The 17,067-nt window shown below is 42.8% G+C and carries 11 protein-coding genes; 9 read left to right on the forward strand and 2 right to left on the reverse strand.

Annotation, left to right across the window (positions count from 1 at the left end):
- Positions 1–192: 192 nt before the first annotated feature.
- Both P1X15_RS03495 and P1X15_RS03500 read left to right on the forward strand, forming a co-directional pair.
- Positions 193–2,169: a sensor histidine kinase gene (locus P1X15_RS03495; protein WP_277336742.1), complete on the forward strand. Its 1,977-nt coding sequence runs from the start codon at positions 193–195 to the stop codon at positions 2,167–2,169.
- 16 nt (positions 2,170–2,185) lie between these two features.
- Positions 2,186–2,803, forward strand: a complete 618-nt coding sequence (locus P1X15_RS03500) for a response regulator transcription factor (protein ID WP_277336743.1) — start codon at positions 2,186–2,188, stop codon at positions 2,801–2,803.
- 20 nt (positions 2,804–2,823) lie between these two features.
- Here the strand turns inward: P1X15_RS03500 and P1X15_RS03505 are convergent, their stop codons facing one another.
- Both P1X15_RS03505 and P1X15_RS03510 read right to left on the reverse strand, forming a co-directional pair.
- Positions 2,824–3,855, reverse strand: a complete 1,032-nt coding sequence (locus tag P1X15_RS03505; protein WP_277336744.1) for a hypothetical protein — start codon at positions 3,853–3,855, stop codon at positions 2,824–2,826.
- Between the two features lie 145 nt (positions 3,856–4,000).
- The gene (locus P1X15_RS03510; protein ID WP_277336745.1) at positions 4,001–4,735 is read right to left on the reverse strand and encodes an EcsC family protein; all 735 of its coding nucleotides are present in this window, start codon (positions 4,733–4,735) and stop codon (positions 4,001–4,003) included.
- A gap of 237 nt (positions 4,736–4,972) precedes the next feature.
- On the opposite strand from P1X15_RS03510, the gene P1X15_RS03515 reads away from it, so the two are divergent.
- The 7 genes from P1X15_RS03515 (at position 4,973) to P1X15_RS03545 (ending at position 17,064) form a co-directional block, all read left to right on the forward strand.
- On the forward strand, positions 4,973–5,563 hold the full coding sequence (locus P1X15_RS03515; RefSeq protein ID WP_277336746.1) for an RNA polymerase sigma factor: 591 nt from the start codon (positions 4,973–4,975) through the stop codon (positions 5,561–5,563).
- A 57-nt stretch (positions 5,564–5,620) separates the two neighbouring features.
- Complete coding sequence (locus tag P1X15_RS03520; RefSeq protein ID WP_277336747.1) at positions 5,621–6,709, forward strand: FecR family protein; 1,089 nt, start codon at positions 5,621–5,623, stop codon at positions 6,707–6,709.
- 269 nt (positions 6,710–6,978) lie between these two features.
- The gene (locus tag P1X15_RS03525) at positions 6,979–10,407 is read left to right on the forward strand and encodes a TonB-dependent receptor (protein ID WP_277336748.1); all 3,429 of its coding nucleotides are present in this window, start codon (positions 6,979–6,981) and stop codon (positions 10,405–10,407) included.
- Positions 10,408–10,435: 28 nt separating this feature from the next.
- A complete protein-coding gene (locus P1X15_RS03530) occupies positions 10,436–11,941 on the forward strand; it encodes a RagB/SusD family nutrient uptake outer membrane protein (RefSeq protein WP_277336749.1) in 1,506 nt (501 codons plus the stop codon).
- Between the two features lie 224 nt (positions 11,942–12,165).
- Positions 12,166–13,002, forward strand: a complete 837-nt coding sequence (locus tag P1X15_RS03535) for a ThuA domain-containing protein (protein ID WP_277336897.1) — start codon at positions 12,166–12,168, stop codon at positions 13,000–13,002.
- A gap of 61 nt (positions 13,003–13,063) precedes the next feature.
- Positions 13,064–16,222, forward strand: a complete 3,159-nt coding sequence (locus P1X15_RS03540) for a PVC-type heme-binding CxxCH protein (RefSeq protein WP_277336750.1) — start codon at positions 13,064–13,066, stop codon at positions 16,220–16,222.
- Between the two features lie 185 nt (positions 16,223–16,407).
- Positions 16,408–17,064, forward strand: a complete 657-nt coding sequence (locus P1X15_RS03545; RefSeq protein WP_277336751.1) for an RNA polymerase sigma-70 factor — start codon at positions 16,408–16,410, stop codon at positions 17,062–17,064.
- Positions 17,065–17,067: the final 3 nt, after the last annotated feature.

Genomic DNA, 17,067 nt, shown 5'->3' on the forward strand with positions numbered 1-17,067 from the left:
TTCATTGAAAGGATGAATGCGTTTGAAGATACACTACAAATAGTCTTACAAAACTAGGCTTTGCTAAACGCTTAAGTCAATCCTCCAAAAAGCGGATTTTAATAAAATCTGCCTTTTGGAGGATTTTATTAAATGGTTTTGTTTCAGAACTTTACGCTGCTAAATTAGAGGAGAATTGAATGACTCTATTTTATGAAAAACACCTTTGCCCTTCTTTTAATGATAGTGCTTTGTCCGCGAGTATTATGGGCACAGCAGGCTTATATTAATGAGTATCGAAAACAACTTGCCGCCGAGAAAATCGATACTTCTCGGATTCATATCATTGGCGATTTGGCAAGAATGCTAATCATGAACTCAGATACTTCCGAAGCGCTTAAATTGCTCAAGGAAGGATTGCAGCTTAGCCAAAAACATAGGTATGATTATGGCTTTGGGCATATTTATAATGGTTATGGTATTTTATATCTAGAGACTTCACGCTTTGTCGAAGCGGAAGCATACTTTCAAAAAAGCCATGATTACTTTAAAAAAAGTATAAAAGATACAGCACCTCTTGGAGTGGCTACCGCCCTTGCCAATCTGAGTCAGATTGCGGAAGAAAAGCGTGACATTGAAAAAGCCGTTGGGCTAAAATTAAAAGCGCTTGAAGTCTGGAATGCCACTTCCTTTCCTGAAAGATATGTAGCCGTAGGAAATTTATATGTAAGCATTGCGGGACTTTACAGTAAAGAAAAGCTATTTGAGAAAGCTATTTATTACAACAAAAAAGGAATTGACACGCGCCTTAATGCCAATATAAGAGATAGTGATTTGGCAACTTCTTACATTTTTTTGGTCAATGCTTTTATAAGAAATCATCAACTAGATAGTGCTTCGGCGTACTTATCTACAGTAGAAGAGATTGTAAATGAAATCAAAAGCCCAGTTCTCTACATGCGATACTATGGTATTTTAGGAGAGATTGCTTTTGAAAAGTCCCAATTTGAAGCAGCACTAGAAAGCAATAAAATGATGCTTCAATACGCCCAACAATCCCAAAAAGTAGCCTATGAAATAAGTGCCCATTTAAGTATAGGAAAGTGTCTTCAAAGGCTGAGGCAATTTAAACAAGCTTTGCCTTTTTTTAAACAGGCGCTTTTGATTTCCCAAAAAAACAATCGCCTAGAAACCCAAAAAAATGCCCTACAAGGATTGGCAGAAGTGTCTCATCAACTAGCTAATGATAAAGCAGCATTTAGATATTTATCTGAGTATTTGGTCTTGAATGATAGTATTCAAGCAGAAGAAACCAAGATTAAACTCAACGAAATTGACACCAAATATCAGACAGCTCAAAAAGAAAATCAAATACTGACTTTGGAAAAAGATAAACAGTATCAGAGAGCATGGATATATAGTTTGTTGGGAGGAATGTTGCTGTTGGCAGTGGTGATTGGATTTGGGTACCAAAATCTTTCAAACCAACGTAAAATAGCGCAACAACAAACTCTTTTAAAAGAAAAAGAAATACAACAACTCGAAAAAGAGCGACAACTTTTAGCGACCAATTCCATCTTAAAAGGACAAGAAGAAGAACGAACGCGCGTGGCAAGGGATTTACACGATGGATTGGGAGGAATTCTGACAACTGTTAAACTAACTTTAAATCAAGTGAGAGGAAATTTTATTTTGCCAGAAGCTAGTGTGGGGGTATTTAGCCGCGCACTTGATCAATTAGATGGTGCTATCAATGAAATGAGGCGTGTTGCACATAGCATGATGCCCGAAACGCTCGTGAAATATGGCTTAATTGACTCACTCAGAGATTTTTGTGAAGATATCAATGAAACAGGACAGATTCGCATCAAATACCAGTTTTTGGGAATAGACCAAAGATTAGAGTCTTCCACAGAAGTTATATTGTATCGCATAGTGCAGGAATTAATCAACAATATCCTTAAACATGCTCAGGCATCTGAGGCTTATCTACAACTAATAAAACAAGAAAGTGTGATTCATCTTACGGTAGAAGATAATGGAAAAGGATTTGCTCCTATTGCAATAAACCGTCATAAAAGTGCGGGTATGACCAATGTCGAAAATCGAGTGGCTTATTTAGGAGGCACGATAGATATCCAAAGTCAACCTAATGAAGGCACTTCAATCTTGATAGAAATCCCAGTTTAATAATTTTAACTTTTTTATGATTAATGTCTTTATTGTGGATGACCATCCACTGGTGGTAGAAGGTCTGAAGTCACTTTTATATGGTATGGACGACATACAGATAGTAGCCACCGCTGCGAATGCCTTTGAGGCTTTTGAAATCCTTCAAAAGGTCAATATTGATATTGCCTTCTTGGATATTAATTTGCCAGATGTCAATGGCATTGAATTATGTAAAAAAATCAAAGGAAAGTGGCCAAATATTAAGTGTATAGCACTTACTACTTCCAACGAGCGCACTATTATTGGGCGGATGATGCAAAATGGCGCAGTAGGATATCTGATGAAAAGCTCTTCCAAAGATGAACTCATCAGGGCGATTAGGCAAGTGTATGAGGGAGGCTATTTCATGAATGTAACTATGAGCGAACCCGTCGTTGATAGATCATTGACAGTGCCGTTTTTAACTCGTCGTGAAAAAGAAGTTCTGGGACTCATTGCTGATGGTATGACCAATGTCGAAATTGCCGATAAACTTTTTGTGAGTCCTACAACCATAAAAACTCACCGTGAAAACTTGTTGATGAAATTTGGGGTATCAAACACCGCTTCTCTTATCAAAGTCGCAGCCCAGCAAGGACTTTTAGAAGAGTAACAGCAGAAACAAAAGCTTTATTATTTTTCCTGACTGCGCCATTGCTCGGCTTTTTTCCCTACCCACCAAAACGACAGCGCTAGGATAGAAAAGAAAATACCTTTGTGGGTACGGTCCCAAAAATACTCAAAGTAGCGCGTGTAAATATTCAACAAGAAAAACACTAGACATACATCACGAAGCCGTTCGTTTTTGATTTTGAAGGCATAAATCGTAAGGCCAGTAATCACAATCGTAAAACCTACAGCCCAATACCACAAGGTTTGCTGTTTGATATTTGACCAGCGCTCAAAATCATCATAGTTTCCAAAAATAGAAAGCTGCCAAGCGGCCAACAAAAACAAAATAAGCCCGAATACATACGTAACTCGCTCAAATGAATAAAGAGGCTTGATTTTTTTAACCAACCATGAGCTTCCCCACACCACAAGCCCCGCCAATGTCAGACTAAGTGGATAATTCATGCCTGCAAACCTAAAATGTCCACCAGACCATTGGTAGGTTTGGGCCACCCACCAGCTTACCAACGCAAACAAAGCAACTGTCCAGAGAAGACTAGAAGGCAAAAAAGTAGCCACTAATGCGTACGACAATGTAGCTATCAACAAAGAGGGGCCATAATGCGAATCTTCTAACAGGCCCAAGCTTCGGCTCCAATACGCAATTGCCACAGCCATACTGAGGGCGATAGTGATGGTGTAAGACTCATTGCTTATGTGAGAATTAGGGTTTTTTAAATATCTTTTTCGGGCTAAGTAAATGAACGTCCCCGCTATCAAGGTGAATACAATACCCACGCTTGCCTCCGAAAATTCCCATTGCTTGCGTAGGAGTTCAATCCATTTTTCGTCAATGACCAAGGCCCCAAAAGCCAATAACCCGCACGAAACGGCCGAAATAAAAGCGTACCAAGTGATGGTATCGATATTCGAATTCTTGATTTCGTAAGAATTACGTAGGTCACTCGCCAACTCTGGGGAAATGGTTTGGGTTGTGACCCAATGTTGAATAGCGTTGTTGAGAGTGGCAGCTTCTTTTTTATCTAACTTCATATTATACTGTTTTTTTAGAACATTAAATGAATAAAAAATCTCATGCCAGAAGCGTAAGTGTGGCTAGATTTCTAAATTAGGAAAAAGGAAGCAGAGACTGAAAATTTTTTGAGTAAGCGGTCTTCAAATTTATTGAATCGTATTTTTAGGTTAATTTTTTCGTTGTTTCTTCCCACCGCATTCGATAGGCATTCATAGCAGTTTTGCCTAGCTTGTCGATAAGGCGATAGTTAACTACCACACCTACCGCAGCGCCGATTCCTGGGATGAGCTGAGCCATTTTGGCAAGGTCGATATAATCACGATATTCTTGTTGAAATTGTCTCCAATCGAAAGCATGGATATCTTCAGGTAATAATTTGCTTTTGTGTTCCCAATCTACCATCTGTAAATAGACTTCTTTGCGGCGCTGCTGACTCGAAAATGCCAATTGGAAAATATGCAAGATATAAACACGCTCGCGGTAGTCGTCGATAGGGTAGCCATACTGAGCAGCTATATCAAAAAGTAGCTTAAGCTTGATACTGAGCAGTAGGGGAAAATCGGCAATCGCCAATAAAAAACCTCCTGCACCTGCCACCCCTCCTTCGGCAGCACCGGCGGTTTTGTAAAAACTGATGCGTTTGAAAACAGCAGCTTCGCGCAGCTCAAAAGTAGGAGCGGGACTGGGCTGAGGAGTGATGAATTCGGCACCAAACAAAACCGCGCGCGTCATTTGTTTGATAGTGGTCGTAATGACCTCATGGATTTTCTCAGGAATAAGATTGTTGACCCAAGTCTGTATCGATTTGGCAAGCCGATTAGCCGCCGAAGGCTTTCTGAGCATTTGACGTTGCCATTGTTTAAGTTCTTTGAGGGCGAGTTGTTCGTAAGGGGTCATAAATGAAAGTGCGATTTTGTTTTTGATAAAGGTTTGTAAGTCAGTAGTTTGTGTAGGAAAATGATAATTAGTGTACCAATACGTAGTTGGGGTGTAAAAAAATTAAAAAATTTTTAGAAAAAATAGGATTAAAAAACACAGTTTGTGCCATTAGTATATAGAACGGCCCTTGGTCTCAATACGAAGATACGCATACATTTATTTCTAACCCTTATACTCTTTTATCCTTATTGTTTTGTGATACCACATCATCCTCATACTACTCTTTGGAATGCTTTTCGTGAAGGCGATCGTAGTGCGTTTAAGCGTATTTATGAGTTGTACGCCCGAGATTTGGTGAGCTATGGGTACAAAATCACGGCCAATGTCCAATTGATAGAAGATTGTATTCATGACCTTTTCATTGAACTTTGGCAGAGTCGTGGTAATCTCAGCGAGACAGATTCTATCAAATTTTATTTGTTTAGGTCGCTGCGCAACAAAATCACTCGGGTACAGCAGCGTGATGTATTTTATCAAGCTACGGATGTGGGCGAAATAGATACCACCGAAGAAGACGATTTTATCGAAAACCAACTGATAAAAAATGAAGGTCAAGAAGAAATGCTGCGCCAACTCCGCGAAGGCTATCGGCTGCTAAGTCCGCGTCAGCAGCAGGCCATTGATTTGCGATACACGCATCATTTTTCTAACGAAGAAGTCGCCCATATTATGGGAGTCAATTATCAATCAGCTTGCCGATTTATCTACACTGCCCTCAAAACCTTGCGCGAAACAGTACGCATTTTTTCAGTATTGATAGCTGTAAGTGCAAACTATATTTTCTAATCGAAGTCAGAATACTATATCCATACCCTTTTCCTATTCTTTATTACATTTTACCCGATGAACTATTATCAATATACTGCCGAAGACTTTGCCGCTGACGACTACTTCAAGGAGTGGGTTTGTTCGCCGACGGCAGAGAGCGAAACTTTTTGGAGAAATTTTTTGCGAGACTATCCCGAGCGCTATTATCATGTGGAAGAAGCAAAGCGTTTGGTAAGGGGACTTCAGCATCTCAATCTTACCCCTGATGCAGCGAAGTCGGTGCACCATATTTGGTGGCGTATCGAAAACACAATCAACGGCCTCGAAACACCTATCATGGCGCATCCTTCTCATCGTTGGACTCCTCGCCTATGGCTTGCTGCTGCTATCGTAATAGTAGGGCTTGGAGCAGGATGGGTATGGTGGAGTAGCTACGATGAACACCGCACTGTATCGCCCTTGGCGACACCGTATGTAGCTGTGCCAGAATGGGTAGAGGCTGTCAATGGAGCCGACAAAACCATGCTCATACAGCTATCTGACGGTAGCATAGTGCAGCTAGAAAAAAATAGCCGATTAAAGTATCCTACCGAGTTTAGCAAAATAAAACGAGAAGTGTATCTAGTAGGTGGGGCTTTTTTTGACGTACAAAAAAATCCTAATCGTCCTTTTTTGGTTTTTGCCAATGGTTTGGTTACGAGGGTGTTAGGGACAAGCTTTCACGTAAAGGCTTATCAAAAAGATCCCAATGTGACAGTGGCCGTAAAAACGGGTCGAGTATCTGTGTATGCAGACCGGCCTCATCCACAGCAAGACCCTGAGGTAGCAGGAGTAGTACTTACACCCAACCAAAAAGCGGTGTTTCATCGTGAAGAAGCTACCATTAGTAAGTTGCTCGTAGAGGCACCGGCGCTTCAGTTGCCACCCGCCGAAATGGCGCATTTGATATTTGAGGCTGCCCCTGCCAAAAAGGTATTTGAGGCCTTAGAAAAAGCCTACGGAGTAGAAGTGCTATTTGATGAGGAAATTATCAAGAATTGCACTCTGACGATTAATTTGACTGACGAAAATCTATATCAAAAATTGGAAGTAATCTGTAAAGTGCTGGATGCCAGTTATAAACTTATCGACGGGCAAATCATCATTTACAGTAAAGAGTGCTAAAGACTACTAACCTATGCCCTGAATAAACATTAGTATTTTAACTATTGGATAAACAGTGTGCTTATCATAAAACTATTCTTAAACCTTTAATGCTCATTTGATTTTATGACTTCAAACCCCTTACTCTTTTAATTAAAAAGCATCAGCAGTGTTAGGACCACTACTGATGCCATCGCCTCCTTGTGATTTTAGCCGATCAGCAAGCGTCTTTTGGTAAGACGTGTAGGAGGAGTTTTTGCTCAATTCTTAAACAAAAACAATCAAATCTAATGAAAAAAAAGGTACGTTTCAAACCCTTCGTGTATCACCTTATGAAAATTTCACTGATACAATGCCTACTGGCGGTGATTTTTACGGGTGTATCGCTAGCTCGTGTGGCTAGTGCCCAAGAGATACTCAATCAAAGAGTGACCATCCATGTCGAAAATCAAGAAATAAAAAAAGCACTTTCGGCTTTAGAAAAACAGGCCAAAGTCCGCTTTGCGTATCGCCCAGCAGCCCTTCCGTATGATAAAAAAGTGACGTTGATTGCTTCCAATGAACCTCTAGCTCAGGTACTTGGTCGCCTTATTAAGCCTCTAAAATTGCGTTATGAGATAGTGGGGCATCAGATTATTTTGAGTCGTGAAAAAGAAAGTGAGAGTCCTAGTTCATCTTTAAATACTATTCCGAAAGTAAGAACGCTGCCTTTTGCCAAGCGTGTGAATGGAACCGTAACCGACGAAAACAATGCTGGTTTGCCCGGAGTAAGTGTGGTAGTAAAGGGTACTACTAGAGGCACTACTACCAACGCAGAGGGACGTTTTGATATTGAAGTGCCCAACGACAATTCTATTCTTGTATTTAGCTATTTGGGTTATTTCTCCCAAGAAGTTGCGGTGGGAAATCAAACCCAACTCAATGTCTCTTTAAAAGTAGACACAAAATCGTTGGAAGAAGTAGTAGTGGTAGGATATGGAGTGCAGCGTAAGAGTGATTTGACCGGCTCCGTAGGAACAGTGAAAGGAGAGACACTCCAAGAGCGCCCCGCAGCTTCGCTCAATCAAGCCCTATCAGGGCGTATCACAGGGGTCAATGTGTCGGTCAACTCGGGGCGTCCGGGGGGACGAGCCAATATCCGTATTCGAGGAAATACCTCAGTAAGTGTGGCCAACAACCCACTATATGTAATTGATGGTGTGATTTTGAATGCAACTGATTTGGGAAATGGTAGTACGCCTATCGATTATATTAATCCCAATGACATTTCTTCTATCGAAGTATTAAAAGATGCTTCGGCTACGGCTATTTATGGAGCTAGGGGAGCGAATGGCGTCATCTTGGTGACCACCAAACGTGGTAGTCAAGATGGAGGTCGGGTAAGTTATGATACAGATTTTAGTGTTGGGACCCTTCCGCGCAAAATCCCATTGCTCAACTCGGCGGAGTTTTTGCGGGTGGAAGAAATTGCCTATGCCAATGCCCAAAAGTATGACCCCGTAGGCTGGGCTGGTGGCAAATACGTAGACCCCAAAACCAAACGAACCAATCCCCTCTTGTTTGATGCTACCGGCAAACCTCTATATGATACCGATTGGCAAGATGAGGCTTTCCGCAAAGCATTTACCCAAAACCACCAACTTTCTTTTACGGGCGGAAATTCCAAAGATAATTTTGGCCTATACCTTGGCTATCGCAACGAAGACGGGTTGATGAAAGAATCTTGGCTCAAGCGTTTTTCGGGGCGTTTTGTGATGGATAGCCAAATCAAAAAATGGCTTAAAGTAGGTGGTAGCTTGAGTTATAATGACCAAAATGAAAGCCAAGTAGACCCCCTCGGAGCAGGTGGAATCATCGCGATGCGTCAGGTATTAGAAGCATTGCCTATCATTCCCGTAAAATATCCTGATGGCCGTTGGGGTGGTAATGAAGACTATCCTGGTATGGAAGGTGGTGGCAATCCTATCCATGTAGCTACAGAGCGTTTGTATTATCTAAAAACCCAAACGATGTTGGGTAATATTTATACCAATATCAACTTGGCCAAAGGGTTGGAGCTAAGAACTACCCTCGGAACCAACATCATCAATCAGCGGATTGATTACTACGGTGGGCGGACTCTCAACTATATCTCTCGCAACCAAGGTGGCGATGCATCTATTACCAATGAACGCCACAATTCATGGCAGTTTGAAAACTATCTTACTTACAACAAAAAAATAAACAAAGACCATTCGCTCAATGCCTTGTTGGGGCTTGCTTGGCAGCACGTAGATAGATTCAATTCGGTAGCTCGAGCGCAGCGTTTCCAAGATGACTACTTCCAATTCAACAACCTTGGCGCTGGTGCGGTAGCTTTGGCGCCTTCGTCGGGAGTGAGTGCTTATGGCTTGAACTCTTATTTTGGGCGTTTTAACTACAACTTAAAGGAAAAATACTTACTGACCTTCACGGGACGTATTGATGGGTCTTCTAAGTTTGGTTCATCCAATCGCTATGCGATGTTTCCGTCAGCGGCTTTGGCATGGAGGGTGATAGAAGAAGATTTTATGAAAAATCTGCCTTTTGTTTCCAATTTAAAACTGCGTACTAGCTTTGGCGTAACAGGAAATTCCGAAATTACCGCTTATCAAGCCTTGGCAGGATTGGGCAATTACTCGGTGATTTTTAATAACGCTCGTCAGATTGGGATTGGCGTAAACCGCTTGGCAAACCCAGATTTGCGCTGGGAAAAAACCACCCAAGTAGATGCTGGAGTAGAAATAGGGCTTTTCAATAATCGTATCATGCTTGAAGCCGATGTGTATCGTAAGCTTACTACCGATATGCTTTTGAGCGCACCCGTACCGTCGAGCAGCGGTTTTACGACAGTAAGCCAAAACGTAGGAAGTATGGAAAACCGTGGGATAGAGTTGGGCATCAATACCGTCAATTTTGCCCGTCCTAATTTCTCATGGAATTCTACTTTCAATATTTCTATTAACCGAAACAAAGTTATTGCCCTCACAGGGGGAGCCGATATTTTCAATGGTTCTACGATTATCCGTGAAGGAGAGCCTGTAGGTTCGTTTTTTGGATTTGTACACCAAGGTACGTGGAGCCTAAATGAAGAATCAGAAGCGGCCAAATACCTCAAAAAGCCAGGCGACATCAAATACCAAGATGTGAACGGAGATGGTCGTATCAACGACAACGACCGCGTTATTATCGGAAAAGGAATCCCTGATGGGTTCGGGACCTTGATCAACACACTGGCTCACCGAAATTTTGAGCTTACCGTAGATTTGCAGTTTATGTATGGCAACGATGTGCTGTTTAGAAGTAAACACTCCGCCGAAGACCGCACAGGTATCGCCAATAGCTTCAAGACGGTGTTGAATGCATGGACGCCCGAAAATCAAAATACACCACTCGCTCAGCTCAGACCCGTATCGGCAGGCTATAATACCAACAACGACACCGACCGCGTACGTGACGGCTCTTTCTTGAGAGGCCGCAACTTGCTGCTTTCTTATCGCTTCCCTACGAAGGTTATCGAAAAAATTCACCTCAATCGGTTAAGAGCATTTGCATCGGTACAAAACTTCTTCCTGAGCACCAAGTATGAGGGCTATGACCCAGAAGTTTCTACTTCAGGCTCGGCATTTGACCAAGGGGTGGATTTGTATGCTTATCCCAAACCTCGCGTTTTTATGGTGGGGCTAAACATAGGTTTGTAATCGTTGATTCACATTAAAGTAAACTCAAATGAAATACAATATAAAATTTTTCAGTCGATTGGCGATTTGTGGAACCCTGCTTTTTTCGGCAGGTAGCTGTTCGGAGTTTTTGGAAGAACCCGACCGTTCCAATTTTACCATGGAAAACTATTTTACGAAGCCCGAACACGCCGAAAGTGTGGTCAACTCCATTTATGAAAACCTCCGAAATGTATTAGGGGGAGGGTTTAATGGTGCCCCTTGGATGATGCTTGAGTTTGCCACAGGGCTGGCCAATACCGAATTAGGCCAAGCACAAAACAGTATTTTTGTTAGAAACTTGGTCAACAACTCTGATAATGGCTATGGTGCTACCTATTGGACCAACCATTATCGTGGTATTGCCAACGCAAATTTGGCCATTGCCAAAATCCCTGGTATCAATATGGACGAAGCCGCCAAAAAACGCTACTTGGGCGAGGCTAGATATTTGCGGGCGTTGTATTACTATGAGTTGGTAAGGATGTTTGGAAGCATTCCACTCATCAAAGAACCTGTAGATTTGAAATCAACAGATTTGTACGCGCCACAATCACCGGTAGAAGATGTTTATAAGCTCATTGAGGCAGATTTGGTGGAGGCCGAATCTTCAGGACTACCCTATACCGATGCTACGGGACGGGTATCGTTGGGAGCCATAAAATCGCTCTTGTCGAGTGTTTATTTAACAATGGCTGGCTATCCTCTTCAAAAAGGAGCGGAATATTATAAAAAAGCAGCTGACAAGGCGCAAGAGGTGATTCAATCGGGGCGTTATAGTCTTTTTCCTTCGTATGATGACCTTCACAATCCCGCTAAGAAAAACACCGGTGAAAATATTTTCATGGTACAGTTTGCGGCCTTCATTTTGCCTTCCAACTGGCAAACGTCTATCATTCCTTACAACCAAGGGATTTCGGCTTATACCGATGAAACAGGAGCAATTTTTGCCAATAAAGAATTTGTGGAATCGTACGAACAAGGCGATAAACGCGTAGCAGAAAAACAATTTTACTATAAAACGTTTTCGTTGCGGAGCGACCGTACCAAAACCCGTGATTTGGGCGGTTATTATCTTTACAAACACTTCGATACAGAAGCGCAACTTTCTACCACAAGTAGCAACCTAAACTGGACTGTAATGCGCTATGCTCAGGTGTTGTTGACCTATGCCGAAGCAGCCAATGAAGTAGGAGGACCCTCGGCAGCTGTATATGAGGCTGTGAATGCGATTCGTAAAAGGGCTGAACTGCCTGCTTTGGCTGGCTTGTCGAAAGAGCAACTCCGCGAAGCTATCTGGCGCGAACGCTGGTATGAGTTAAGTTTTGAAAACATCACATGGTACGACATGGTGCGTTTGCGCAAGGCCTTTAATGTGAGCACCCGCAAGTTTGAAGATTATGTAGGACACAAATTCTCCTACGGCCCCGTATTAAAAGAAAGAGAGCTGTTGTTTCCGGTACCTACTGCCGAAATCCGCAACAACGGCAAATTGAAGCAGAACCCGGGTTATTAGTTCCATAAATAAGTAGATAGTAGTGATACCGTAAGCATGTTTTATGGCGTGCTTACGGTATAAAGCCTTCCTTTAACTCTTTATTAAGAGTTGTTAAAATAATCCGTCATTTACAAAATGCTTCTGCCTGAGAAAAGAAGCCTCCCAAATCATTGCCACATATGAGTATTAGTGTTAAAAACCAGCGTTTTATGGCTCGCTTTGTGAGCCATGTATGCCTTCTTATGGCCCTTGTTATCGGGGCTTTTGCCTATTCTAAACCTACCCCCAAAGTCAAAGAAAAACCTCTGGTGGTGTTTGTAGCTGGCGACCATGAGTATAGCGGTGAGCAAACTTTGCCTTTGATTGCGGCCGAATTAGAAAAAAATTATGGAGTGCGTGCAAAAGTCATCAAATCGTATCCTGACCAAAATGCCGAGAAGGATATTCCAGGCTTAGAAGTTCTTCGAGAAGCAGATTTGGCGATATTCTTTTTACGCTGGCGACAATTGCCTCCCGAGCAGCTTCAGTATATCGACGAATACCTCAAATCGGGTAAGCCGGTGATGGGTTTTCGGACTACCACTCATGCTTTCAATTTCCCTAAAGGACATCCATCCGAAATTTGGAATGCTTTTGGAGAAAGGGCTTTTGGCTCGCCTCCGGGCTGGGGAAGAGCAGGGCATACACATTATGGACACAATAGCTCCACCGATGTGACGATTGCTCCAGAAGCTGCGAAAAATCCAATACTTACCGGTGTGGCCCCTTCATTCCATGTACGTTCTTGGCTTTATCGCGTGCGTCCTGATTATCCACCTCAAGATGCCACTGTTTTATTGATGGGCAAATCCGTTAATCCTGACAAAGCGGCTATCGACAATCCCGTAGCGTGGACTTGGAAAAACAAAGAAGGTGCGAAGGTGTTTTTTACAACCCTAGGGCATCCCGAAGACTTCAAAGACGAGCCTCTTCAACACCTCACTATCAACGCCATTCATTGGTTGTTGGGTAAGCCTGTTCCTAAAAAATGGAAAGGGAAAATTGACATTAATGTGCCTTATCGGGGTATTGTTAAATAAAACCCTTGGCTTTCAACGCAAATAATCAAAAATAAACCCTTCATATAAAATCCACAAACCCATGAAATTAAGCATCAAGGGATTGTTCGTGGCAGTTGGAACGATGGTGATTGGATTTAGTTCTTTCCAGTCTACTCCGCCCAACGCCCTGCAAGTTGAAAAAGGAAGTCATATTTCGTTGATTGGGGGCAATTTAGGCTCTCGAATGATGAACTATGGATTCTTTGAAACCGAAATGTACGTTCGGTATCCCGACAATTCATTACTGATTCGTAATATGTGTGACGGTGGCGATACCCCCGGATTCCGTCCTCATGCTAGCCGCAATACTCCCTGGGCTTTTCCGGGTGCTGAAAAATTTCAGACCGAATTTGCAACCAATTCGCACAGCGAAGGGCATTTTGAATATCCTGATGAATGGCTTACGCGCCTCAAAACCGACATCATTGTGGCGATGTTTGGCTACAGTGAGTCTTTCCAAGGCAAAGAAGGAGTAGAAAATTATAAAGCCGAATTGGACGCATTCATCAAATGGACGCTCAATCAAAAATACAACGGTAAATCAGCCCCTCAACTTGCCATCGTATCGCCGACTGCTTTTGAAGATTTGTCGTCTATTTATGATGTACCCAATGGCAAAAAAGAAAACGAGAACTTGTGGCTTTATACCCAAGCCATGAAAGAAGTAGCGGAGCGCAACAATGTACTTTTTGTGGATGCTTTTACCCCTTCTAAGCAATGGTACGCCGAAAGCAAAGACCCCTTGACGATTGATGGCTCGCAGCTCAACGAAGAAGGCTATAAAAAGTTTTCGCTTTTGTTGACCGACAAAGTATTTGGCAAAACCTCCGCTAAGGCAGAGTCGAATCGTCAACTTGTGAAGGAGATGGTTTTGGAAAAAAACTGGATGTGGCACAACGACTACAAAATCCCCAACGGTGTACACGTTTATGGGCGGCGCTACAATCCTTTTGGGCCTGATAATTATCCTGCTGAGATTGAGAAGATTCGACAAATGACTTCTATTCGGGATAGTGCCGTATGGCTTGCCGCTACCCAAGGTAAAAAAATGGACCTCGCCGCCGCGGATAAAAATACCCGTACATTGCCTGAGGTGAAGACCAATTTCAATCCTGACAAAAATGGTAGTCTGACCTATCTTTATGGCCAAGATGCCCTAAGCAAACTCAAAGTACCAGACGGATTTAAGATAGAACTGTTTGCTTCGGAGCAGGAGTTCCCAGATTTGGCTAAACCAATGCAGATGTCGTTTGACAATAAAGGCCGTCTGTGGGTAGCAGCTATGCCAAGCTATCCGCATTATAAGCCTGGCGATACCAAACCCAACGACAAAATCATCATCATTGAGGATACCAATGGTGATGGCAAAGCCGATAAAAGTACCGTTTTTGCTGATCATTTGCATTTGCCGCTTGGCTTCGAAATGGCTCCTGAAGGTGTGTATGTTTCGCAAGGAACCAACCTCAAACTTTTCACAGATACCAACGGAGATGATAAAGCAGATAAAGTGGAAATTATCATGAGTGGATTTGACGACCACGATACGCACCACAACAGTAGTGCTTTCTGTGCCGATCCCTCAGGAGCAATTTATACGGGAGAGGGGGTGTTTTTGCACACAAGTGTAGAAACTTCTTATGGTACAGTAAGGGCTACCAATGGCGGATTTTATCGTTATAGCCCACAACTCAAAAAATTAGAACGCACTGCTCAGTTGTCTATCCCTAATCCTTGGGGAATTGCCTTTGATGAATGGGGACAACCTTTCTTTGCCGAGACTTCTAGCCCAGATGTGCGCTGGATGATGCCAGGAAGTGTATTGCCTCGCTATGGCGAAGCTACCCATAAGTCGTTTCAGCTTATTGAAGATAAGCATCGGGTACGGCCTACATCAGGCTTAGAGTTTGTGTCGAGCCGTCACTTCCCTGACGAACTTCAAGGTGCACTTCTCATCAACAATACCATTGGGTTTTTGGGAACCAAAGCCCATAGCATGGTAGATGACGGCACGGGCTACAAAAGCCGTCATTTGGTGGATTTGATTGTAAGCGAAGACCGCAACTTCCGTCCAGTGGATATGGAATTTGCACCTGATGGCTCTTTGTATGTGATTGATTGGCACAATATCCTGATTGGGCATATGCAGCACAATGCCCGTGACCCCCTTCGCGATCACATGCACGGGCGTGTATATCGGATTACGTATCCTTCGCGCCCTCTCGTCAAACCTGCGAAAGTAGATGGTGCAAGTATTGATGAGCTACTTGAAAACCTCAAGCTGCCAGAATACCGTACCCGTTATCGGACGCGTCGCGAATTGAGAGAGCATAATCCTGCTCAGGTACTTACAAAATTAAATGCTTGGATAGCCAAACTCGATAAAAAAGCCCCTCGTTATGAGCATCATTTATTAGAAGGGCTTTGGGTGAGCTGGGGATTGGACAAAGTCGATCAAAAATTGCTACGTCAATTGCTCAAAGCTAAGGATTATCACGTAAGAGCGGCGGCCGTACAAGTAGTAAGATACACGGGGCATCAAGTGGCTGACCAAGCGGAGCTACTCATGCAAGCTGTAAAAGACGAAAACAGTCGCGTGCGTCTAGTGGCGATTGTGGCAGCATCTTGGTTGCCTAAGGAAAAGGGCTTGCCTATCTTGGCTGAAGCTGCAAAAAAACCACTTGACGAGTGGATGGTTAACGCCCACGAAACGGCAGTGGCTCACTTAAGTGGAACCTCAGTCAAGAAAGCCAAGGAAGCCGAAACCAAATCTAACCTCAAAGGTGCCGAGGCAGAGCTTTTTGCGATGGGCAAAGAAATCTATGGCAAAGAAGGCTACTGTGTCACTTGTCACCAAGCCGATGGCAAAGGTTTGTCAGCATCGGGTTTCCCTCCACTGACAGGCAATAAGTGGGTGCAAGGTAGTGAAGAACGGCTCATTAAAATTGTGTTGAAAGGACTCATGGGACCTTTGGAAATTAACGGCGTAAAATACGCGGGCCAAGTGCCAATGACTCCTTACGGTGGGTTGCTCAACGACAAAGAAGTAGCGGCGGTATTGACCTACGTTCGCAATTCTTTCGGGAATCAAGCGTCTGCTATCTCGCCTGAGAAGGTGAAACAAGTACGGGCGGCTACTGAGAGTAAGAAGGATTTTTATACCACTACCAAGCTCCTAAGTGAACATCCTTTAGAAAAATAGACTTAAAATAATTAATTTCTCAAAAAGGCTTTGTATGGTGTGTTGGCATCAGCAAAGCCTTTTTTTGTGATAAAATTCTGGCCACTCAAAAATTTATTTCATAAAGTATTCAAAACACTAAGGGGACTTTTTCCAAAACTTGTCTTTTATATAAAGAGTCAAAGAAATTTTTATCCAAAATTGATATGGTGCAAGTGGCTTTCCCAGATTATACCGACGACCAACCTGCGCAGTCTCAGTCATCATCGCTGTCGGGGGAAAGAAGCGACCTGACGGAAGCATTGTCAGAAAAAGGCCGATTGCATGATACAGAGTTTTTTCTGAAATCTACCTTTGAAGACAATCCCTCCAAAGGATGTGCTTTGTTGTTTAGGCGGTATCACAAGGCACTCTGCAATCATGCCGTTCGGTTTGTGTATTCCAAAGAAATTGCCGAAGACTTGGTAGCAGATGTATTCTGTAAATTTTGGAAAACAAAAGCTTATGAATCCATTGCCACTTCATATCGATTGTATTTGTTTCGAAGTGTAAGAAATGAGGCCATCAATTATCTCAGGTGGGAATTTAAAGAGACCGAAGAAATAGAACAAGCCGTGCAGAGGGAGTCATCATTGGGGCATCAGCCCGACCATGCCACTCAATATGAAGAAGTATGCCGTAAGGTGGAAGAATTGGTCGAAACGCTACCTCCTCAGTGTCAGAAGGTTTTTTTATTGAGTCGTTTTGAAGGTAAAAAATACCAAGAAATTGCCGACGAATTAAGCATCTCTATCAAAACGGTGGAAGTTCATTTAGGAAAGGCGCTGGGTATCATGCGGAGCGGTCTTAAAATGTATTTATGACTA

Origin of the sequence: Runella sp. MFBS21 (assembly GCF_029433105.1) — a bacterium.
In the GTDB taxonomy this organism is placed as follows: domain Bacteria; phylum Bacteroidota; class Bacteroidia; order Cytophagales; family Spirosomataceae; genus Runella.

Excerpts from the sequence above, each read along its gene's own strand:
- P1X15_RS03495 (WP_277336742.1), top strand. The coding sequence starts at position 193 with ATGAAAAACACCTTTGCCCTTCTTTTAATGATAGTGCTTTGTCCGCGA.
- P1X15_RS03500 (WP_277336743.1), top strand. The coding sequence starts at position 2,186 with ATGATTAATGTCTTTATTGTGGATGACCATCCACTGGTGGTAGAAGGT.
- P1X15_RS03505 (WP_277336744.1), bottom strand. The coding sequence starts at position 3,855 with ATGAAGTTAGATAAAAAAGAAGCTGCCACTCTCAACAACGCTATTCAA.
- P1X15_RS03510 (WP_277336745.1), bottom strand. The coding sequence starts at position 4,735 with ATGACCCCTTACGAACAACTCGCCCTCAAAGAACTTAAACAATGGCAA.
- P1X15_RS03520 (WP_277336747.1), top strand. The coding sequence starts at position 5,621 with ATGAACTATTATCAATATACTGCCGAAGACTTTGCCGCTGACGACTAC.
- P1X15_RS03525 (WP_277336748.1), top strand. The coding sequence starts at position 6,979 with ATGAAAAAAAAGGTACGTTTCAAACCCTTCGTGTATCACCTTATGAAA.
- P1X15_RS03530 (WP_277336749.1), top strand. The coding sequence starts at position 10,436 with ATGAAATACAATATAAAATTTTTCAGTCGATTGGCGATTTGTGGAACC.
- P1X15_RS03535 (WP_277336897.1), top strand. The coding sequence starts at position 12,166 with ATGGCCCTTGTTATCGGGGCTTTTGCCTATTCTAAACCTACCCCCAAA.
- P1X15_RS03540 (WP_277336750.1), top strand. The coding sequence starts at position 13,064 with ATGAAATTAAGCATCAAGGGATTGTTCGTGGCAGTTGGAACGATGGTG.
- P1X15_RS03545 (WP_277336751.1), top strand. The coding sequence starts at position 16,408 with ATGGTGCAAGTGGCTTTCCCAGATTATACCGACGACCAACCTGCGCAG.